This window comes from Kitasatospora sp. NPDC097643 (assembly GCF_040302625.1).
Lineage (GTDB): Bacteria > Actinomycetota > Actinomycetes > Streptomycetales > Streptomycetaceae > Kitasatospora.
Window position 1 is genome coordinate 1 of the sequence record NZ_JBEOSA010000061.1, and the last position, 19,060, is coordinate 19,060.

21 protein-coding genes are annotated in these 19,060 nt (G+C 72.9%); 17 read left to right on the forward strand and 4 right to left on the reverse strand.

Going from position 1 to position 19,060, the window contains the following annotated elements; genetic code table 11:
• Positions 1-120 precede the first annotated feature (120 nt).
• Both ABTY15_RS30430 and ABTY15_RS30435 read right to left on the reverse strand, forming a co-directional pair.
• Positions 121-639, reverse strand: coding sequence for a DUF3515 domain-containing protein (locus ABTY15_RS30430; RefSeq protein ID WP_350602301.1), 519 nt, complete (start codon positions 637-639; stop codon positions 121-123).
• A 20-nt stretch (positions 640-659) separates the two neighbouring features.
• Positions 660-893: an Lrp/AsnC family transcriptional regulator gene (locus ABTY15_RS30435; protein WP_350602303.1), complete on the reverse strand. Its 234-nt coding sequence runs from the start codon at positions 891-893 to the stop codon at positions 660-662.
• 211 nt (positions 894-1,104) lie between these two features.
• Between ABTY15_RS30435 and ABTY15_RS30440 the strand changes: the two genes are divergently transcribed.
• From ABTY15_RS30440 to thiD, 3 genes are all read left to right on the forward strand, one after another.
• Positions 1,105-2,070, forward strand: coding sequence for a thiamine-phosphate kinase (locus tag ABTY15_RS30440; RefSeq protein WP_350602304.1), 966 nt, complete (start codon positions 1,105-1,107; stop codon positions 2,068-2,070).
• 180 nt (positions 2,071-2,250) lie between these two features.
• Positions 2,251-3,276: a 6-phosphofructokinase gene (locus ABTY15_RS30445; RefSeq protein WP_350602305.1), complete on the forward strand. Its 1,026-nt coding sequence runs from the start codon at positions 2,251-2,253 to the stop codon at positions 3,274-3,276.
• Between the two features lie 47 nt (positions 3,277-3,323).
• Positions 3,324-4,115: a bifunctional hydroxymethylpyrimidine kinase/phosphomethylpyrimidine kinase gene (thiD, locus tag ABTY15_RS30450; RefSeq protein WP_350602307.1), complete on the forward strand. Its 792-nt coding sequence runs from the start codon at positions 3,324-3,326 to the stop codon at positions 4,113-4,115.
• Positions 4,116-4,300: 185 nt separating this feature from the next.
• Here thiD and rpmB read toward each other — a convergent pair whose 3' ends face one another.
• Positions 4,301-4,486 (reverse strand): 50S ribosomal protein L28, encoded by a 186-nt coding sequence (gene rpmB / locus ABTY15_RS30455; RefSeq protein WP_344639849.1) that lies wholly within the window; start codon positions 4,484-4,486, stop codon positions 4,301-4,303.
• 301 nt (positions 4,487-4,787) lie between these two features.
• Between rpmB and ABTY15_RS30460 the strand changes: the two genes are divergently transcribed.
• The 10 genes from ABTY15_RS30460 (at position 4,788) to mutM (ending at position 14,820) form a co-directional block, all read left to right on the forward strand.
• Positions 4,788-6,419, forward strand: coding sequence for a DAK2 domain-containing protein (locus ABTY15_RS30460; RefSeq protein WP_350602309.1), 1,632 nt, complete (start codon positions 4,788-4,790; stop codon positions 6,417-6,419).
• A gap of 40 nt (positions 6,420-6,459) precedes the next feature.
• Positions 6,460-8,691, forward strand: a complete 2,232-nt coding sequence (gene recG, locus ABTY15_RS30465; protein WP_350602312.1) for an ATP-dependent DNA helicase RecG — start codon at positions 6,460-6,462, stop codon at positions 8,689-8,691.
• A 105-nt stretch (positions 8,692-8,796) separates the two neighbouring features.
• A complete protein-coding gene (locus ABTY15_RS30470) occupies positions 8,797-9,330 on the forward strand; it encodes a hypothetical protein (protein WP_350602313.1) in 534 nt (177 codons plus the stop codon).
• 215 nt (positions 9,331-9,545) lie between these two features.
• On the forward strand, positions 9,546-10,130 hold the full coding sequence (gene rsmD / locus ABTY15_RS30475) for a 16S rRNA (guanine(966)-N(2))-methyltransferase RsmD (protein WP_350602315.1): 585 nt from the start codon (positions 9,546-9,548) through the stop codon (positions 10,128-10,130).
• Between the two features lie 49 nt (positions 10,131-10,179).
• Positions 10,180-10,671, forward strand: coding sequence for a pantetheine-phosphate adenylyltransferase (gene coaD / locus ABTY15_RS30480; RefSeq protein ID WP_350602317.1), 492 nt, complete (start codon positions 10,180-10,182; stop codon positions 10,669-10,671).
• 238 nt (positions 10,672-10,909) lie between these two features.
• On the forward strand, positions 10,910-12,097 hold the full coding sequence (locus ABTY15_RS30485) for a F0F1 ATP synthase subunit B (RefSeq protein ID WP_350602318.1): 1,188 nt from the start codon (positions 10,910-10,912) through the stop codon (positions 12,095-12,097).
• Positions 12,098-12,267: 170 nt separating this feature from the next.
• Positions 12,268-12,912 carry a YceD family protein gene (locus ABTY15_RS30490; RefSeq protein WP_350602319.1) on the forward strand — a complete coding sequence of 215 codons (645 nt, stop codon included), beginning with the start codon at positions 12,268-12,270 and terminating at the stop codon, positions 12,910-12,912.
• Between the two features lie 2 nt (positions 12,913-12,914).
• Positions 12,915-13,088, forward strand: coding sequence for a 50S ribosomal protein L32 (gene rpmF, locus ABTY15_RS30495; RefSeq protein WP_030056747.1), 174 nt, complete (start codon positions 12,915-12,917; stop codon positions 13,086-13,088).
• Positions 13,089-13,108: 20 nt separating this feature from the next.
• Positions 13,109-13,900 carry a ribonuclease III gene (rnc, locus tag ABTY15_RS30500; RefSeq protein ID WP_350602320.1) on the forward strand — a complete coding sequence of 264 codons (792 nt, stop codon included), beginning with the start codon at positions 13,109-13,111 and terminating at the stop codon, positions 13,898-13,900.
• A gap of 41 nt (positions 13,901-13,941) precedes the next feature.
• Positions 13,942-14,820 (forward strand): bifunctional DNA-formamidopyrimidine glycosylase/DNA-(apurinic or apyrimidinic site) lyase, encoded by an 879-nt coding sequence (gene mutM, locus ABTY15_RS30505; protein ID WP_350602322.1) that lies wholly within the window; start codon positions 13,942-13,944, stop codon positions 14,818-14,820.
• A 6-nt stretch (positions 14,821-14,826) separates the two neighbouring features.
• On the opposite strand, the gene ABTY15_RS30510 is transcribed toward mutM, so the two are convergent.
• Positions 14,827-15,747: a DMT family transporter gene (locus ABTY15_RS30510; protein ID WP_350602324.1), complete on the reverse strand. Its 921-nt coding sequence runs from the start codon at positions 15,745-15,747 to the stop codon at positions 14,827-14,829.
• 293 nt (positions 15,748-16,040) lie between these two features.
• On the opposite strand from ABTY15_RS30510, the gene ABTY15_RS30515 reads away from it, so the two are divergent.
• From ABTY15_RS30515 to ABTY15_RS30530, 4 genes are all read left to right on the forward strand, one after another.
• Positions 16,041-17,402 carry a DUF4381 domain-containing protein gene (locus tag ABTY15_RS30515; RefSeq protein ID WP_350602325.1) on the forward strand — a complete coding sequence of 454 codons (1,362 nt, stop codon included), beginning with the start codon at positions 16,041-16,043 and terminating at the stop codon, positions 17,400-17,402.
• Between the two features lie 92 nt (positions 17,403-17,494).
• Positions 17,495-17,998: a winged helix-turn-helix transcriptional regulator gene (locus tag ABTY15_RS30520; protein ID WP_350602326.1), complete on the forward strand. Its 504-nt coding sequence runs from the start codon at positions 17,495-17,497 to the stop codon at positions 17,996-17,998.
• A 29-nt stretch (positions 17,999-18,027) separates the two neighbouring features.
• Positions 18,028-18,327: an acylphosphatase gene (locus tag ABTY15_RS30525; RefSeq protein ID WP_350602327.1), complete on the forward strand. Its 300-nt coding sequence runs from the start codon at positions 18,028-18,030 to the stop codon at positions 18,325-18,327.
• Positions 18,328-18,739: 412 nt separating this feature from the next.
• Positions 18,740-18,943: a hypothetical protein gene (locus tag ABTY15_RS30530; RefSeq protein ID WP_045702518.1), complete on the forward strand. Its 204-nt coding sequence runs from the start codon at positions 18,740-18,742 to the stop codon at positions 18,941-18,943.
• Positions 18,944-19,060: the final 117 nt, after the last annotated feature.

A 19,060-nucleotide genomic window follows, 5' to 3' on the forward strand; every position in this document is an offset into this window, starting at 1 on the left:
GGGGAAGATCGCGGAGTCCTCCCCGGTGTGGTGGTGCGTCAGCCCCTCGCAGAACGCCAGGCAGTGCTGACGCAGCTGGAGCCCGAGTCCGGCCCCGGCCCGCCCCTCTCGCGTGCGTGCTCAGCCCGGGACGGTCGCCTTCACCGCGGCGGTGAGCGCGGCGGCCGGGTCGAACGGGTTCTGCGCGGCCCCGGCCGGCACGGTCACCTCGACGTAGGCGGCGCGCATGGTCGTCACGAAGCGGTGGCCGCCGTCGGTGAGCTGCTGCGACCACCAGGTGACGCCGTCGACCGTCGGGGACCAGTCCTTGGCGTGCTCGCCGTCCAGCTCCTCCGGCCGGTCGACGCCGCAGCGCAGCACCGTCCGGGGCGTGCTGTCCCAGGCGGCCACGTACGGCGAGGCGGGCGACGGGTCCCGGCGGGGGTGTCCGAGCAGCTGCTGCGGCAGCGCGGCGGCGAGCGCGCGGCAGTACCCCGCGGCCTTGCCGCTCGGCTGCGGCACCTCGACGCCGTCGTCGGCGCCGCCCCAACTGCCGAGCAGCAGCACGACCGTGCAGGTCAGCGCGAGCGGCAGGGCCAGCCAGCGGACCGGCGCCGGCAGGGCCGCCAGGACGCGGGGGATACGGAGTTCTCGGGCCACCCGCCGATGGTAGCCGGGGGTTACAGGTGGACCACCGGGCAGGTGAGGGTGCGGGTGATGCCCTCGATCTGCTGGACCTTGGCGACGACCAGGCGGCCCAGGTCGTCCACGGTCCCCGCCTCGGCCCGGACGATCACGTCGTAGGGGCCGGTGACGTCCTCGGCGGTGAGCACACCGGAAATCTTGGAGATCGACTCGGCCACGGCGCTGGCCTTGCCGACCTCGGTCTGGATCAGGATGTATGCCTGTACCACGGGGGCCTCCCGGCGGCCGGTTACGGGGAACGCCGCCGTGATCGCCCGGTCAGGCGTCGGGGTGGGAAACGGGCTCACCGGCAGGCTGATCACCACGCTACCGCGCAGTGGGCCGGGGAGGGGAGACCTCCGCACCTCCGAAGGGCGTACGCTGCGCGCGGGGGGAGCGCGATGCGGCACGAGTTGTGATGGAAACGCGAGAGGACGGCAGATGCAGGGGACCGTGGGCGAGCTCGGCGAGTTCGGACTCATCAGGGAGCTGACCGCCCGGGTACCGCTCACCGACGCGGTCGACCTCGGCCCGGGTGACGACGCCGCGGTGGTGAAGGCGCCGGACGGCCGGGTGGTGGCCACCACGGACGTCCTGATCGAGAACCGGCACTTCCGCCGGGACTGGTCCACCGCCTACGACGTCGGCCGCAAGGCCGCCGCCCAGAACCTCGCCGACGTGGCCGCGATGGGCGCGGTGCCGACCGCGATACTGCTCGGCCTGGTCGCCCCCGCCGACCTGCCCACCACCTGGGCCACCGAGCTGATGGACGGGCTGCGCGACGAGTGCCAGGTGGCCGGTGCGACCGTGGTCGGCGGCGACGTGGTGCGCGGCGACACCGTCACGCTGGCCATCACGGCGCTCGGCGACCTCCAGGGGCGCGCGGCGGTGACGCGCTCCGGCGCGCAGGTCGGCGACGTGGTCGCGGTGACCGGCTGGCTCGGCTGGTCGGCCGCCGGACTGACCGTGCTGCAACGCGGCTTCCGCTCCCCGCGGGCCTTCGTCGAGGCGCACCGCCGGCCCGAGCCGCCGTACCACGCGGGCCCGGCCGCCGCCGAGTTGGGCGCCACCTCGATGATCGACGTGAGCGACGGGCTGGTCGCCGACCTCGGCCACGTGGCCCGGGCCAGCGAGGTGGACATCGACCTGAAGGCCGCCGACTTCGACGTCCCCGCGCAGATGGCCGACATCGGACAGGCCGTCGGGGTGGACCCGTTGGTCTGGGTGCTGTCCGGCGGCGAGGACCACGCGATCGTGGCGACCTTCCCGCGCGGGGTCCAACTCCCGGCCCGCTGGCGGGTGGTGGGCGAGGTGACCGGCCGCCCGACCGGATCGCGCAGCGGCCGGGTGACGGTCGACGGCGCGCCCTGGGACCGCGTGGGCGGCTGGGACCACTTCGCCGAATGACGTACGGCGCACGGCGGATGAGGGGTGGACGCCGGGTACGGCACGTGACGCTCCCGGCGTGCGGCTCCCGGGTTCCGGCCGGGTGTTCCGCGTAGGCTTGCCGACGTACGAGCCCGCCCGCCCCGTCCGTCCGGCGGGCCCGGGTGGTCTCAACCACGGCGACCGGAAGAGCACACCTCCATGCGCATCGGTGTCCTGACCAGCGGCGGCGACTGCCCCGGCCTCAACGCGGTGATCCGCTCCGTGGTGCACCGGGGCACGGATGTGCACGGCGACGAGATCGTCGGGATCCTGGACGGCTTCCTCGGGCTCATCGAAGGCCGCACCCGGACCGTCTCGCACGACGACGTCACCGGTCTGCTCACCCTCGGCGGCACCATCCTGGGCTCGGCCCGGGTGCAGCGCGACCGGATCGCCTGGGCGGTGGACAACGCGCAGACGCTGGCCCGGGACATCGGCATCGACGCGCTGATCGCGATCGGCGGCGAGGGCACGCTGACCGCGGCCCGGTTGTTCAGCGACGCCGGACTGCCCGTGGTCGGGGTGCCGAAGACGATCGACAACGACATCGACGCCACCGACGTCACCTTCGGCTTCGACACCGCGGTGCACGTGGCGACCGAGGCGATCGATCGGCTGAAGACCACCGCGGAGTCCCACCAGCGCGTCATGGTGGTCGAGTTGATGGGCCGTCACACCGGCTGGATCACCCTCACCGCGGGCATGGCGGGCGGCGCCCACGGCATCCTCATCCCCGAGAAGCCCTTCGACATCGAGGCGGTGGCCCGGATGGTCGAGGACCGCTTCGCGCGCGGCAAGAAGTTCGCCATCATCGCCGTCGCCGAGGGCGCCGCCCCGCAGCCCGGCACCATGCGCTTCGACCACGGCGCGCTCGACCAGTACGGCCACCAGACCTTCGGCGGGATCGGCAACCGGCTCGCCCACGAGCTGGAGAACCTGCTCGGCAAGGAGGCCCGCCCGGTCATCCTCGGTCACACCCAGCGCGGCGGCATCCCGACCGCCCGGGACCGGGTGCTCGCCAGCCGGTTCGGCTGGCACGCGGTGGAGGCCGTCCACAAGGGCGCGTTCGGGCACTTCACCGCGCTGCGGCGGAGCGAGATCGAGCTGGTGCCGATCGCCGAGGCGGTGACCCGGCTGAAGACGGTGCCGGCGGACCGCTGGGCGGAATCGGAAGCGGTGCTCTGACCCGTCGGGGGTAGGTTGACCTCATGGTTTCGACTGAACCCCCCCGTGTGACGGCACCCCCTCGCGTGCTCACCGTCGCCGGCTCCGACTCCGGCGGTGGCGCCGGCATCCAGGCCGACCTCAAGGCGATGCTCGCCCTCGGCGTCCACGGCATGAGCGTGATCACCGCCGTCACCGCGCAGAACTCGCTCGGCGTCCAGGGCTACTGGGAACTGCCCGCCGAAGCCGTCCGGGCGCAGTTCCGCAGTGTGGTCGACGACATCGGCGTGCAGGCCGTGAAGACCGGCATGCTCGCCTCGATCGAGCTGGTCGAGACCGTCTCCGAGCTGCTGGCCGGGGTGGACGCCCCGGTGGTCGTCGACCCGGTCGGCGTCTCCAAGCACGGGGACGCGCTGCTGGCGGCCGAGGCCGTCGCCACCGTGCGCGAGCGGCTGCTGCCGGTCGCCACCCTGGCCACCCCCAACCTGCACGAGGTGACGCAGCTCACCGGCCGGACCGTCGAGAACGAGGGGCAGATGCTGGACGCCGCCCGGGCGCTGCTCGACCTCGGGCCGCGCTGGGTGCTGGTCAAGGGCGGCCACCTGGAGGGGGAGGCCGCCGACCTGCTCTACGGCGGGCCGGACGAGGTGCACTGGTACCGGGCGCCGCGCTACGACAACCGGCACACCCACGGCACCGGCTGCACCCTGGCCAGTGCGATCGCGGCCGGCCTGGCCAAGGGCGAGGCGCTGCCGGAGGCGGTCGGCTCGGCCAAGGAGTACATCACCGGCGCGATCGCCGGGGGCTTCGCGCTCGGCGCCGGGATCGGCCCGGTCGACCACGCCTGGCGCTGGCGCTGAGTGAGCGCGGCCGTGGGCGGTGCTGCGGGCCCGCCCACGGCCGTCACGGGCGGTCGCGGGCGATCATGAGCGGTCGCTGGTAATCACGAGTGGTCGCGGACCGTGACCGGTCCGGAAAAACAGGAAACCGGTTCATCCCGAGGGATGAACCGGTTGCCCGGAGGACCGGCGTACCGGTCTGCGCGTCAGCGCGAGACCTTACCGGCCTTGATGCACGAGGTGCAGACGTTGAGCCGCTTCGGCGTCCGCCCAATCACAGCGCGCACCGTCTGGATGTTGGGGTTCCAACGACGGGAGGTACGGCGGTGCGAGTGGGAGATGCTGTTGCCGAAGCCCGGCCCCTTGCCGCAGACGTCGCAGTTGGCAGCCACAGGAGTCACTCCAAGACTTCAGATCAGATACGTTCGAAAACCCCTCCTGCCCACCAGAACACTCACGTGAACCGGACCGGACAAATGGGGTGAGCCTGGATTGTTCCAGGCAACCGGGAGAGCATACAACGCCTGCTCCCGTTCAACGAAACTACCATGACCGGCGGGGTGATCGCGTTCGGTCGCCGGTCCGGGCGGTGCTCCCCGGCCCCCGATAACCTGCCGGTATCACCCCTCGCCGCGGCCTTGAACGTACTGCTGCCCTCGGGCCACCGCGGCGTCCCGTTCCGGAGGAGACCTGGTGCTGCACACGCTCGACGCCCCGGCCGTGCGCACCTGGTGCCAGCTCGCCCTGCGCGCGCTCGGCCAGGCCCGGGAGGAGATCGACGCGCTCAACGTGTACCCCGTCCCGGACGGCGACACCGGCACCAACCTCTACCTGACCGTCGAGTCCGCCGCCGCCGAGGTGGAGAGCCGCTTCGCCGACCCGGCCGCCGAGCCGGCCCCCGGGCTGGCCGACGCCGTCCGGGCGATGGCCCGCGGCGCGCTGGTCGGCGCCCGCGGCAACTCCGGGGTGATCCTCGCCCAGTGGCTGCGCGGCACCGCCGAGACGCTCGCCGAGGGCGGCGGCGCCGACCAGCTGCGGGCCGCCCTGCAACGCGCCGCCGACTCCGCCTACCAGGCCGTCGCCGAGCCGGTCGAGGGCACCCTGCTGACCGTCGCCCGGGTCGCCGCCCGGGAGGCCGTCCGGGCCGGGGACGGGCTCGCGCAGGTCGCCGACACCGCGTACCGGGCCGCCCGGGACGCGCTGCGGCACACCCCCGAACAGCTCGCCGTGCTGGCCGAGAACGGGGTCGTGGACGCCGGCGGGCGCGGCCTGGTGGCCGTCCTCGGCGCGCTCGCCGACGCCGTCGCCGGACACCAGCCGATGGGCCCGGTCGCGCTGCGCGGGGACGTCCGGGCGCTGGAGTCCTGCGAGGTGCACGTCCGCCCGCCCGGCCCCGGCCACCCCGCCTTCGAGGTCATCTACCTGCTGGACGCGCCGGACGAGGCGCTGCCCGCGCTGCGCGAACGGCTCGGCCGGCTCGGCGACTCCCTGGTGGTCGGCGGCGGCGACGGCCTGTGGAACGTGCACGTCCACGTGGACGACGCGGGCGCCGCCGTCGAGGCCGGGGTCGAGGCCGGCCGCCCGCACCAGATCCGGATCACGCACTTCGCCGAGGCCGCCGCCCGCTCCGGCGCCGCCGCCGAGCGCGGCGAACGCGAGGAGCGGGCCCGCGCGGTGCTCTCCGTGGTGTCCGGCGAGGGCCTGGCCGAGCTCTGCGAACAGGCCGGCTCGGTCGTGATGCACGCCGACCCGGACCGCCCGCCGGCCAGCGCCGAGCTCGCCGCCGCCGTCCGCCGCTCGGCCGCCCGCGAGGTCGTCCTGCTGCTCAACGACCCCGAACTGCGCGCCGCCGCCGGGGCCGCCGCCGACCAGCTGCGCGAGGAGGGCGTCCGGATCGCCGTGCTGCCCACCCGGTCGCCGGTGCAGGGGCTGGCGGCGCTGGCGGTGCACGAGGCCGGCCGCCGCTTCGACGAGGACGTGGTCGCCATGACCTCCGCCGCCGGTGCCACCCGGTACGCCGAACTCGCCGTCGCCGAAGGGGAGTCGTGGACGATGGCCGGGGTCTGCCAGGCCGGCGACGTGCTCGGCCTGATCGACGGCGACGTCGCGGTGATCGGCACCGGGCTGGAGCAGGTCGGCGCCAGCGTGCTGGACCGGATGCTCGGCGCGGGCGGCGAACTGGTCACCCTGATCCTCGGCGAGGGCGCCGACGAGGCGCTCGCCGAACGGCTGGTCGGGCACGCCCGGCACCACCGGCCCGAGGTCGACGCGGTGGTCTTCCACGGCGGCCAGGAGTCCGCGCCGTTGCTCATCGGGGTCGAGTAGCACGGGGTTTTGTCGGTCCCGTGGTGTAAACAGGGGCCTGATGGGCGCTCTCGATGAACCACTGACCAAGCTGGTCGGCGACCGCACCGCGAAGGTGCTCGCCGACAGCCTCAAGCTGCGCACGGTCGGGGACCTGCTGCACCACTACCCGCGCCGCTACGTCGAGCGCGGCCAGCTGACCAGCCTGGACGACCTGGAGATCGACGAGCACGTCACCGTGCTCGCCCGGATCGAGAAGGTCACCCTGATCCCGTTCCGCGGCCGCAAGGGCGACCGGCTGGAGGTCGTCGTCACCGACGGCCGCAGCCGGCTCTCGCTGGTCTTCTTCAACCAGGGCTGGCGGCAGAAGGAGCTCAAGGCCGGCGCCCAGGGCCTGTTCGCGGGCAAGGTCGGCGTCTTCAACCGCAGCCGCCAGCTGGTCTCCCCGGACTACCAGCTGCTCGACGAGGACGCCACGGCATCGACTGAGGCGGGGGACGCCGCGAAGCAGTTCGCCGGCCGGCTGATCCCGGTGTACGGCGCGAGTGCCCAGATGCCCAGCTGGAAGCTGTCGCTCTGCGTCGAGATGGCGCTCGACTCGTACGTCGCCAAGGTCGGCGAACCGCTGCCCGCCGAGCTGCGCGAGCGGCACGAGCTGATCCCGCTGCCCGAGGCGCTGGAGCTGATCCACCGCCCGCGCAGCCAGGCCGACCGCGAGCGCGCCCAGAGCCGGCTGCGCTGGGACGAGGCCTTCGTGCTCCAGGTCGCCCTCGCCCAGCGCCGGGCCGCCGACTCCGCTTTGCCCGCCAAGCCGCGCGAGGCCCGGGCCGGCGGCCTGCTGGACGCCTTCGACGCCCGGCTGCCGTTCACCCTCACCGAGGGCCAGCAGAAGGTGTCCGCCGAGATCGCCGCCGACCTGGCGACCGAGCACCCCATGCACCGGCTGCTCCAGGGCGAGGTCGGCTCCGGCAAGACCCTGGTCGCGCTGCGGGCGATGCTCGCGGTGGTCGACGCGGGCGGACAGGCCGTCCTGCTCGCGCCCACCGAGGTGCTGGCCCAGCAGCACCACCGCTCGATCGTCGAGATGATGGGCGACCTCGCGGAGGGCGGGATGCTCGGCGGCTCCGAGCTCGGGACGAAGGTGGTGCTGCTGACCGGCTCGATGGGCGTCCCGGCCCGCCGGCAGGCGCTGCTGGACATGGCCTGCGGCGACGCCGGCATCGCCATCGGCACCCACGCGCTGATCGAGGACAAGGTGCAGTTCCAGGACCTCGGTCTGGTCGTGGTCGACGAGCAGCACCGCTTCGGCGTCGAGCAGCGGGACGCGCTGCGCGCCAAGGGCGAACAGCCGCCGCACCTGCTGGTGATGACCGCGACCCCGATCCCGCGCACGGTCGCGATGACGGTCTTCGGTGACCTGGAGACCTCCGTGCTGGACCAGCTGCCGGCCGGCCGCTCGCCGATCTCCACCCATGTCGTCCCGGCGCTGGAGAAGCCCAACTTCCTCACCCGGGCCTGGGAGCGGGTCCGCGAGGAGGTCGACAAGGGCCACCAGGCGTACGTGGTCTGCCCCCGGATCGGGGACGAGGAGCCCGCCGCCGGGCCGAAGCGCAAGCGCAAGGCGCCCGAGGAGGACTTCGAGGAGATCGCCGACCTCGGCGCCGCCAGTGACGAACGGCGGCCCCCGCTCTCGGTGGTGGAGACCGCCGAGAAGCTGGTGAAGGGCCCGCTGAGCGGCCTGCGGGTGGAGATCCTGCACGGCCGGCTGGCCCCGGAGGCCAAGGACGAGGTGATGCGCCGGTTCGCGGCCGGCGAGGTGGACGTCCTGGTCGCCACCACCGTCATCGAGGTCGGCGTGAACGTGCCCAACTCCACCGCGATGGTCATCATGGACGCCGACCGCTTCGGCGTCTCCCAACTCCACCAGCTGCGCGGCCGGGTGGGCCGCGGCAGCGCGGCGGGCCTGTGCCTGCTGGTCAGCGACATGCCCGGGGGCAGCGCCGCCCGGGCCCGGCTGGACGCGGTGGCCGGCACCCTGGACGGCTTCGAGCTCTCCCGGATCGACCTCGAACAGCGCCGCGAGGGCGATGTGCTGGGCCAGGCGCAGTCCGGGGTGAAGTCCTCGCTCAAGGTGCTCTCGGTGCTGGAGGACGAGGAGGTCATCGTCGCCGCCCGCGCCGAGGCCACCCGGCTGGTCGCCGAGGACCCGGAGCTCGCCGCCCACCCGGAGCTGCGCACCGAGCTGGAGAGCCTGCTCGACGAGGACCGCGCGGCCTACATGGAGAAGGGCTGAGCGGCTCCGCGCGGAGGCCGGATTGTCAGACCCCCGGGAGAGAATGAAGGTGTTCAGGACGCACCCTCAAGGTGCGTACCTGGCACGACACTTGGGGGTCCTGCCATGGCATTCCGTCATCTCAACGAGCTCCCGCTGGGCGACAAGGTCTTCCGGATCGAACTCGCCAGCGACGACGACCGCGAGGTCACCCTCACCCTGACCGGCTGGCGTGAGGGGGCGGCCGCCGCACCGCTCGCCTCGGGCAAGCTCCGCCTGCCGGTCGAGGACGTCGCCTCGCTGCGGATCGCGCTCAACCGCGCGCTGCGGGCGCTGGCGATCGTCGCCGACGTCTCCGAGCCCATCCCCGACCGCGACGTGCTGCGCGAGCTGTACCCCGGCCACGGCGCCCCCTGGGTGCCGCAGCACGAGGAGGAGCTGGTCCGGCGCTTCCACGACGGCGAGACGATCGCCCGGATCGCCGCCCGCTTCGGCCGCACGCCCGACTCCGTCCGGACCAAGCTGCGCGAGCTCGGGCACGACCCGCGCCGCCCCGAGTTCTGCCCGCCCGACGGCTGCCTGTCCTGGTCCCGCTACGCCTCGCCGGCCCTGCTCGGCGCGACGGTCCCGGCCCAGTCGGCGGGCTCCGAGGCGAGCTGAGCGGTTACCCCGGGGGCCCCACCGATCCGTCGGCGGGGCCCCCGCTGCTACTCGCCCGCTCGCCTCCGGGGCGCTCCTGACCCGGTGCCGACGGTCGGCGCTCCAACGCCCTCGTTCCTCGGGCGTCCTCGCTTCTCCCTTTCGGCACCGGCGCGCCCCTTCGGCTCGGGGCGGGATAGCGTGGTCGGGCAGCGACGAAAGGACCTTCCACCACCATGACCCGCGTGATCGCCGGGGCGGCCGGCGGCCGTCGGCTGGCCGTACCGCCCGGCCGGGGCACCCGCCCGACCTCCGACAAGGCCCGTGAGGCGATGTTCTCCACCCTGGAGGCGCTGCGCGGCACCCTGCACGGGGCCCGGATGCTGGACCTGTTCGGCGGATCGGGCGCGGTCGGTCTGGAGGCGCTGTCGCGCGGCGCCGAGCACGTGCTGCTGGTCGAGGCGGACGGCCAGGCGGCCCGGGTGATCCGGGAGAACGTCCGGACGATCGGCCTGCCGGGCGCCCAGGTGGTGGCCGCGAAGGCGGAGAAGGTGATCGCCGGGCCGACCCCGGAGACCCCGTACGACCTGGTCTTCCTCGATCCGCCGTACGCCGTCACGGACGACGAACTGCGGGAGATGCTGATCACACTCCTGGCCGGGGGCTGGCTTGCGGAGGACGCACTCGTCACCGTGGAGCGCAGCACCCGAGGCGGCGAGTTCGGCTGGCCCGAGGGCTTCGACGTGCTGCGCTCGCGTCGGTACGGCGAGGGCACGCTCTGGTACGGTCGCGCCGCCGCCGAGGCCCGCCAACACGACTAGCGGGGCGAGGCCCGCAGTCGCCGTCACCCCACGAGGGAGCATTCACGCCATGCGCCGCGCCGTCTGTCCCGGTTCGTTCGACCCGATCACCAACGGTCATCTCGACATCATCGGGCGGGTCTCGAAGCTGTACGACGTGGTGCATGTCGCGGTCCTGGTGAACCCGAACAAGCAGGGCATGTTCAGCGTCGAGGAGCGGATCGCCCTGATCGAGGAGGTCACCGCCCAGTTCGGGAACCTGGTGGTCGAGTCGCACCACGGTCTGCTGGTGGACTACTGCCGGGAGCGCGGCATCCCGGCGATCATCAGGGGCCTGCGCGCGGTCAGCGACTTCGACTTCGAGCTGCAGATGGCCCAGATGAACAACGGCCTGACCGGCGTGGAGACGCTGTTCGTGCCGACCTCGCCGACCTACAGCTTCCTCTCCTCGACCCTGGCCAAGGAGGTCGCCTCGTACGGCGGCGACGTCTCCCACCTGCTGCCGGAGGCGGTGCACCGCCGGCTGGTCGAGCGGATCGCGGAGCGCAAGGCCGAGCAGTAGCCGCAGCGGCGGGCCGGGGGAGCGGGCCGGCGGCACAGGGCCCGGCGGGCCTGAACAGGCCGTCCGTTTCTGCCGGTTCGTCACGGATTGTCCGGTGCCCGGGTGGCCGGTCCGGCTCGGGCGTTGTGACCTCGCCGGGCAGTGGCCGTACAGTCTGTACTCCTGCCCTGCGGTGAGGTCCACCGCGCCGGGCCTGCCTCCGCCGGACCGTCGGCGGCACACGGAAAGACGAAGCCCCGTGGACGTGCAGAACAAGGTCGACGAGATCGTCGCGGCGGTCGAGGGAGCCCGCTCGATGCCCATGTCGGCCTCCTGCGTGGTGAACCGGGCCGAGCTGATCGGCCTGCTCAACGACCTCAAGGCGGCGCTGCCCGCCGAACTCGCCCAGGCCCAGTCGGTGATGGCCGACCACGAGCAGGTGGTGGCCGGCGCCCAGGCCGAGGCCGAGCGGATCATCCAGGGCGCGCACGCCGAGCGCGGCTCCCTGATCTCCGACACCGAGGTGGTCCGCCGGGCCCAGGCCGAGGCCGACCAGATCCTCGCCGAGGCCCGGGCCGAGGTCGAGACCAAGCGCGCCGAGGCCGACGACTACGTGGACAGCAAGCTGGCCAACTTCGAGGTCGTGCTGACCAAGACGCTCGGCGCGGTCGGCCGTGGCCGGACCAAGCTGCGCGGCGACTCCAGCGTCTTCGAGACCGAGTTCGACGGCGAGGCCGACGGCGAGGAGTTCCAGCCGCAGCGGATCAGCCCGAGCCCCGAGGTCGACGAGTACGTCGACGTGAAGCTCGCCACGCTGGAGAACGTCCTCAGCGCCACCCTGGAGGCCGTCGGCAAGGGCCGCGACAAGCTGCTCGGCAAGCGGCCCATCGACGAGCTGGGCGCCTACCTGGCCGCCGCCGACCAGGCGCAGCAGGCCAAGGAGCGGGCCGAGGCGGTCGCCGCGGGCTTCGCCGCGGACGAGAACGGCGACGACATCGCCTGGTACCGCGAGGAGGTGCCGCAGCAGCAGACCTGGCCGGAGCAGACCCCGGCCACGGCGGGCTGGCAGGCGCCGGGCACGGACCAGTACGCGGCCGCCCAGCAGCCCGGCGGGCAGTATGCCGAGGTGTACGGCGGCGGCTTCGACCCGGCCGGCCAGGGCGACCCGTACCAGGGGCAGTACGGCTACCAGCAGCAGCAACCGGACTACGCGGCCCAGCAGCAGCACCACGGCGACTACGGCTACCAGCAGCAACAGCAGCCGCAGGGCTACGGGGCGCAGCAGTACGACGCCTGGGGGAACCCCCAGCCGGAGGCCGGGGGAGGCTACCCGCAGCAGCCCGCCCTCCCGCCGGCGGTGCCGCAGCAGCAGGGCCTGGACGAGACCAGCTTCTTCGACACCAGCATGATCGACATGACCCGCCTCCGGGAGCTGGGCGGCCGCTGAGCCGGATCCCGCGAGGCCCGGGGAGGTTCCTGACGGGACCGAAGTTGGGCCTGGCGGGAGTCTCCGGTAGTCTGACCACTCCGGCCTTTCCGTGTCGGGCTGTCGGCTTGCCCGCGCAGCGCCCGACGAGTACGCCGCCGCAATCGTTTTCCCATGGAAGTCAGGACACCTTGAACCGCCTCGACCACCGCGACCCCCTCGTGTTCGACACGCACGAGCTCGGACGTCGCCCGGGCTCGATGCGCAAGGTGTCCCGGACCCTGGAGGCCCCCGAGGGCCTGGGGATCATCGACGTGATCGGCGTCCCGGAGAAGAGCGAGATCGCCCTGGAGCTCCGCCTGGAGTCCGTGGTGGAAGGCGTGCTGGTCACCGGCACCGCCGAGACCCACGTCGAGGGCGAGTGCGTCCGGTGCCTGGAGCCCGTCGACTTCGACATCGACGTGGACTTCCAGGAGCTGTACTACTACCCGGAGTCCGACGAGCGTCACCGCGCCCGGACCGCCGGTGCCGAGGACCTCGACGAGGACTCGGAAGAAGAGACTTACCGCCTGGAGGGCGATTTCTTCGACCTCCAGCCGGTGCTGCGTGACGCGGTGGTGCTCGCACTGCCGTTGCAGCCGGTGTGCCAGGACGACTGCCTGGGCCTGTGCTCCGAGTGCGGAGCGCGCCTGAGCGACGACCCGACGCACCACCACGACGCCGTCGACCCCCGGTGGGCGGCTCTGCAGGGACTCTCCGCCGCCCCCGGCGACGAGGGTGACGGGATCAAGAACAGCGACACCCGTGAGGGTCTCGCCGAGAACCAGGAGAAGTAGCCGTGGCTGTTCCGAAGCGGAAGATGTCGCGCAGCAACACGCGCCACCGCCGTTCCAACTGGAAGGCCGTCGTTCCGGCCCTCGTGGCGTGCGACCGCTGCCACGAGCCGAAGCTGGGCCACATCGCGTGCCCGAGCTGCGGCACGTACAACCGTCGCCAGGTCCTCTCGGTCTGATCGGCGGGGTGCACGGATCGATGTCGGACGGTAACTCCACCCGCAAGGCGTCCGCCGCCCCGAAGGGTTCTTCGGGCGGTGGCAAGGCCGGCGGGCCGGCTTCGACCGAATACGACGTCCTGGAAGGGCGCCTCGGGTACACACTCGAGCGCGCCCTTCTGGTGCGTGCCCTGACCCACCGCTCGTACGCGTACGAGAACGGGGGTCTGCCCACCAACGAGCGCCTGGAGTTCCTCGGCGACTCGGTGCTGGGCCTGGTGGTCACCGACACCCTCTACCGCGTCCACCCGGACGTCCCGGAGGGCACGCTCGCCAAGCTGCGCGCCGCGGTGGTCAACTCCCGCGCGCTCGCGGACGTCGGCCGGGGCCTGGACCTCGGCATGTTCATCCGCCTCGGCAAGGGCGAGGAGGGCACCGGCGGCCGCGACAAGTCGTCGATCCTCGCCGACACCGTCGAGGCCGTGATCGGGGCCGTCTACCTGGACCAGGGGCTGGACGCCGCCACCGAGTTCGTCCACCGCCTGTTCGACCCGCTGATCGAGGAGTCCTCTCAGCTGGGCGCGGGCCTGGACTGGAAGACCAGCCTCCAGGAGCTCACCGCCTCGGTGGGCATCGGGGTGCCCGAGTACGTGGTCATGGAGTCCGGTCCGGACCACGAGAAGACCTTCACCGCGGTGGCCCGGGTGGCCGGCGAGGACTTCGGTAGCGGCGTCGGCCGCTCGAAGAAGGAAGCCGAGCAGAAGGCCGCCGAGAGCGCCTGGCGGGCGATCAAGGAGAAGTACGCCGACCGGCTGCCCGCCGCCACGCAGTAGCCTGTCCTCCTGCCGATCCCTTACGCAGGAGGCCTGTTCCCGTGCCCGAACTCCCCGAGGTCGAGGTCGTCCGCCGTGGTCTGGCGAACTGGGTCGCCGGTCGGACCGTCGCCGACGTCCAGGTGCTGCACCCGCGCGCGGTGCGCCGCCAGCCCGCCGGCGCGGCCGACTTCGCGGCCCGGCTGACCGGTACGACCCTCGGCGCCGCGCAGCGCCGCGGCAAGTACCTGTGGGTGCCGCTGAGCGGGACCGGCGCCGGCTTTTCGCTGATCGGCCACCTCGGGATGAGCGGGCAACTCCTCGTCCAGGACCCGTCGACGGCGGACGAGATCCACCTGCGGGTCCGGCTGCGGTTCACCGACGGCGGGCGCGAGCTGCGCTTCGTCGACCAGCGGACCTTCGGCGGCCTCGCCGTCGAGGAGGCCGAGGAGGGCGATCCGGAGGGCACGCCGGTCTCCATCGCGCACATCGCCCGCGACCCGCTCGACCCGCGCTTCGACGACGAGGCCTTCACGGCCGCGCTGCGGGCCAAGCGCACCACGGTGAAGCGGGCGCTGCTCGACCAGACCCTGATCAGCGGCGTCGGCAACATCTACGCCGACGAGGCGCTGTGGCGCTCCAAACTGCACTACGACCGCCCGACCGCGACCCTCACCCGGCCGCAGGCCGCCGAGCTGCTCGCCAACGCCCGGGCGGTGATGACGGCGGCGCTGGCCGTCGGCGGCACCAGCTTCGACAGCCTGTACGTCAATGTGAACGGCGAGAGCGGGTACTTCTCCCGCGACCTCGACGCGTACGGCCGCGAGCAGGAGCCCTGCCGCCGCTGCGGCACCCCGATCCGGCGCGCCGCCTGGATGAACCGCTCCAGCTACTTCTGCCCCCGCTGCCAGCGCGTGCCGCGGACCCGCAGCGGGGGCTGACCCGCGTCAGTGCTTGGCGAGTTCGGGCTGGTCGGTGGCCTCCTCGCCGAGCCCGCCGTGGGTGTCCTGACCGAAGTAGGCGACGCCCACCGCCGAGACCACCGCGAGCACGAAGCCGACCACGCCCAGCCAGCCGAGGCCGGGCTTGGAGGAGTCGCCGAGCCAGATCACGCCGACCACGCCGGGCAGCACCGTCTCGCCGACCACGAGCGCGGCCGTCGCACCGTTCACCGAGCCGATCTGGAGCGCCACGGTGTGCACGTACATGCCGCCGAGGCCGCCGATCAGGATCGCGTACAGGGCCGGGTCGGAGAGCAGCCGGCCGAGCTCGAACGGGTCGACGCCGTTCAGGATGCGTACGCCGACGCCCAGCGCGCCGAAGCCGAGACCGGAGAGCAGACCGGCGACGATCGCGCCCTTCGAGCCCATCCGCCGCACCAGCAGGCTGCCGCCGACCAGCAGCACGGTGGTGATCAGCAGCAGCCACCAGTGGAAGGACATGTCCGCGTGGTGGCTGCCCTCGGGCCCGGCCGAGACGGCCAGCAGCACCAGCGCGGAGCAGAGCACGCCGATCGACGCCCACTCCAGCTGCTTGAGCCGGATGCCGAGCAGCTTGATGCTCAGCACCGCGGTGATCACCAGGTTGGCGCTGATGATGGTCTGCGAGAGGAACAGCGGCAGCAGCCGCGCGGCCAGCGCACCCAGCCCGAAGCCGATGAAGTCGAGCACCGTGCCGAGGATGAACTCCCAGGTGACGGCGGCCTTCGCGGTCGAGGACAGGCTCGGCCCGCCGTGCTCGGTGGTCGCGGTCGAGCTGCCCTTGGCGGCCTCCTCCCGGGCGGAACGGCGGGATCCGACGGCCTGTAGGACCGAGCCGGTGCCGTAGCAGGCGGATGCCGCCACGGCGGTGACGAGGCCGATGATCACCAAGCGCTCCGATCGGGAGATGGGTCAAGAACAGGTAATGGGACCAGTGGTCGGGGACCACTGTGCCCGCCCGCGCGGTACGGTCGGGGCACCCCCAGGAGCGCCTCGCGCCCGCCGGGACGTACGTCCGGGCCGGGGTGGCGGTTCCCGCGGACCACCCGCTTCAGGGACGGCTGGGGGAAACATCATCCCCGAGAAGGGGAGCGGCCCCGGCGGACGGCGGGGAATCCCGGCACTACCAGTATGCGAAGGGTATGCCGTGCTCCGATCCCGGTCGCGGTAGCGTCGGGGACATGAGAACCCTTGCTCGACGTACCCGGGGCGCCGGGCCACTTGCCCTGGTGGCGGCGCTGCTCGGGCTGATGCTCCTCCTGGCGCCCTCGGCCTCGGCCGCCGGCGGCCTGAGCAACGCCGCCGCGACCCTGAAGAAGGGGCAGGTCTACGTCGATCCGACGATGCTGAACCGCTTCAGCCAGGACCAGGCGGACGCCCTGACCAAGAAGATCGAGAAGGCCGACAAGCCGATCTTCATCGCGGTCGTCCCCGACGCCGCCAACAAGGACACCGTCCTCACGGACCTGCGCACCCTGGTGGGCATCGACGGTGTCTACGGCGTCTGGCGAGGCACCGGCGGCTTCCTGGCCCACGCCGACCGCGGCGCGATGAGCGTCGGCGTCGCGGAGCGGATCTCGGGCGCCGTCGGCCGTGCCGACAAGGGCGACATCAACGCCACCCTGAACGACTTCGTCGACCAGGCCGCCCCGCAGACCAAGGGCACCGGGGTCAACCACAGCACCTCGATCGCCTGGGTGGTCATCCCGGTCGTGCTGCTGGCACTGGCCGGCGCCGGCGTCTTCTTCCTCTTCCGCCGCGCCAAGAAGCGCAAGGAGGAGCAGGCCCGCGCCGAGCTGGAGCAGCTGCGCCGCGTCGTCGACGAGGACATCACCGCCTTCGGCACCGAGCTGGAGCGGCTCGACTTCAACCCGCGCGCGGCCGACGCCGACGACGCCCAGCGCACCGACTACAGCCACGCCCTGGACGCGTACGAGAAGTCCAAGCGGCTGATGGACGAGGCCAAGAAGCCGGAGGACGTCAAGCAGGTCACCGAGGCGATCGAGGACGGCCGGTTCGCGCTGGCCACCCTGGCCGCCCGGCGGGACAGTCGCCCGCTGCCCGAGCGTCGCCCCCCGTGCTTCATGGACCCGCGGCACGGCCCGTCCGTCAAGGACGTCGACTGGGCCCCGGCCGGCGGCTCCGCCCGTTCCGTCCCGGTCTGCCAGGCCGACGCGGACCGGGTGGCGGCCGGCCTCGACCCGGCGGTCCGCACCGTCGACACCGAGCACGGCCCGCAGCCGTACTGGAACGCCGGCCCGGCCTACGCGCCGTACGCGGGCGGCTACTACAGCAGCTTCGGCAGCGGCCTGCTGCCCGGCCTGCTGGTCGGCACCGTGCTCGGCTCGATGATCAGCACCCCGGCCTACGCGGCGCCGGTGATGGACCACGGCGGTCACGGTGGGCACGGCTACCAGGACCAGTACGAGGGCGGCGACTACACCGGTGCCGACTTCAACGCCGGGGACTTCAGCGGCGGGGGCTGGAGCGGCGGCGGTGACTTCGGTGGCGGTGGCGACTTCGGTGGCGGCGGCGACTGGTGACCCGCTGAGCTGACCGTCCCCGCGGCCCCGCCGGTTCCTCCGGCGGGGCCGCATCGGTTTGAGAAGGCAACCCGGTGTGGCAGGCTGGCGCCGTGACCTCCCGACCCGCGGCCCCCCGCACGCCGAACGCCGTCCCCGGGCGACCCTGCTCGATCGCCGCGACCCTCCAGGTCGTCGGCGACAAGTGGGCGCTGCTGGCCGTCCGGGAACTCTTCTACGGCAACCACCGCTTCGACCGGATCGCCCGCAACACCGGGGCGCCCCGGGACCGGCTGACCGCGCGGCTGCGGGCGCTGGAGGAGGCCGGGGTGGTCGAGCGCCGGGCCTACAGCGAACGGCCGCCGCGCTACGAGTACCACCTGACCGAGGCCGGGCGGGACCTCGCGCCGATCGCCCACGCACTGCGCTCCTGGGGCGACCGCTGGCTGCTGCCCGAGCCGCCGGTCACCTTCGAGCACGCGCCCGAGGGCCAGGAGCCGCACCCCTTCGAGTCGGCCCTGGTCTGCCGCACCTGCGGGCAGGAGACCCGCCGGGGCGAGCTGCACGCGCAGGTCCACACCCCGGGCTGGACGGTCGAGGGCCCGGTGGAGCTGTGACCGCACGACTCGACGGTTAGGGTCGGGGCATGCACGGTCGCGACGCCCACAGTGAGGAACCGATCCGGGTGACCGCCTGGGTCCGGGGGAAGGTCCAGCAGGTCGGGTTCCGCTGGTGGACCAGGGCGCGGGCGCTGGAGATCGGCCTGACCGGCTACGCCAGCAACCTCGGCGACGGCCGGGTGCAGGTGGTGGCCGAGGGGCTCGCCCCCGACTGCGAGCTGCTGCTGGCGCTGCTGCGCGGCCCGGACACGCCGGGCCGGGTCAGCGGGGTGACCGAGATCTGGACGGCCGTCGGCACCGGTTACGAGGGCTTCGAGATCCGCTGAGCCTTGCCGCGCAAGGGCCGTGGCCGCGCGGACCGGAAATGATCCGCAACTGCCGGTGTCATGCGGTTGCCATCCGGGCAGACTCGTGGTTGACTCCGCATCGAACGATGATCCACGAGCACGTGGTGGACCCGACCCGCGAGCCCCCGGCGTGACGACACCGCCAGGCAGGTGACAGGGGCGCGGTAGCGTGCGGTGATCGTGTTGACCCTTTCCGTCTTTGGTGAGACGCTGGAAGCCCGCGCACACGACCGCGTTTTCCCGGCAGGCGCATGCCCTCGTGAGCCCAGCTCACGGTGGTTGTGCCGTAGTGCCCAGCCAGCACTTCGGGTGGCGCGCCGCGCGTGCGTCCCCCTTCCCCCTAGACCTGTACCGTTCCGGTTCGGTCACTCAGCGTGGAGGACCATTCATCATGGCAAAGGCGCTTCTCGGGTACGTCGGCGGCCCCGACCCGCGAATGCTCTCCGAGATGCGACGGCTCCAGCAGCGCGTCCAGGACCTCGAAGCCGAGCTCCTGCGGATGCAGGCTGAGAACGACGCGCTCACCGCTGTCGCTGACGAGCACTCGCTGCTCAACAGCATCGATCTGGATCAGCGGGAGCCGGCTCTCACCTGAGTCCCGCCCGGTCCTCCCCGATCGACGCCGCTGTGCACTGAGCCGCCCCGCAAGGGACGCAGCTTGCAAGGGACGCCCTGATGTGGCGTCCCTTCGTCGTGTCCGGGTCCGGAACGC

Excerpts from the sequence above, each read along its gene's own strand:
- rnc (WP_350602320.1), top strand. The coding sequence starts at position 13,109 with ATGTCGGACGGTAACTCCACCCGCAAGGCGTCCGCCGCCCCGAAGGGT.
- ABTY15_RS30525 (WP_350602327.1), top strand. The coding sequence starts at position 18,028 with ATGCACGGTCGCGACGCCCACAGTGAGGAACCGATCCGGGTGACCGCC.
- ABTY15_RS30470 (WP_350602313.1), top strand. The coding sequence starts at position 8,797 with ATGGCATTCCGTCATCTCAACGAGCTCCCGCTGGGCGACAAGGTCTTC.
- ABTY15_RS30530 (WP_045702518.1), top strand. The coding sequence starts at position 18,740 with ATGGCAAAGGCGCTTCTCGGGTACGTCGGCGGCCCCGACCCGCGAATG.
- ABTY15_RS30445 (WP_350602305.1), top strand. The coding sequence starts at position 2,251 with ATGCGCATCGGTGTCCTGACCAGCGGCGGCGACTGCCCCGGCCTCAAC.
- ABTY15_RS30515 (WP_350602325.1), top strand. The coding sequence starts at position 16,041 with ATGAGAACCCTTGCTCGACGTACCCGGGGCGCCGGGCCACTTGCCCTG.
- recG (WP_350602312.1), top strand. The coding sequence starts at position 6,460 with ATGGGCGCTCTCGATGAACCACTGACCAAGCTGGTCGGCGACCGCACC.
- rsmD (WP_350602315.1), top strand. The coding sequence starts at position 9,546 with ATGACCCGCGTGATCGCCGGGGCGGCCGGCGGCCGTCGGCTGGCCGTA.
- ABTY15_RS30440 (WP_350602304.1), top strand. The coding sequence starts at position 1,105 with ATGCAGGGGACCGTGGGCGAGCTCGGCGAGTTCGGACTCATCAGGGAG.
- coaD (WP_350602317.1), top strand. The coding sequence starts at position 10,180 with ATGCGCCGCGCCGTCTGTCCCGGTTCGTTCGACCCGATCACCAACGGT.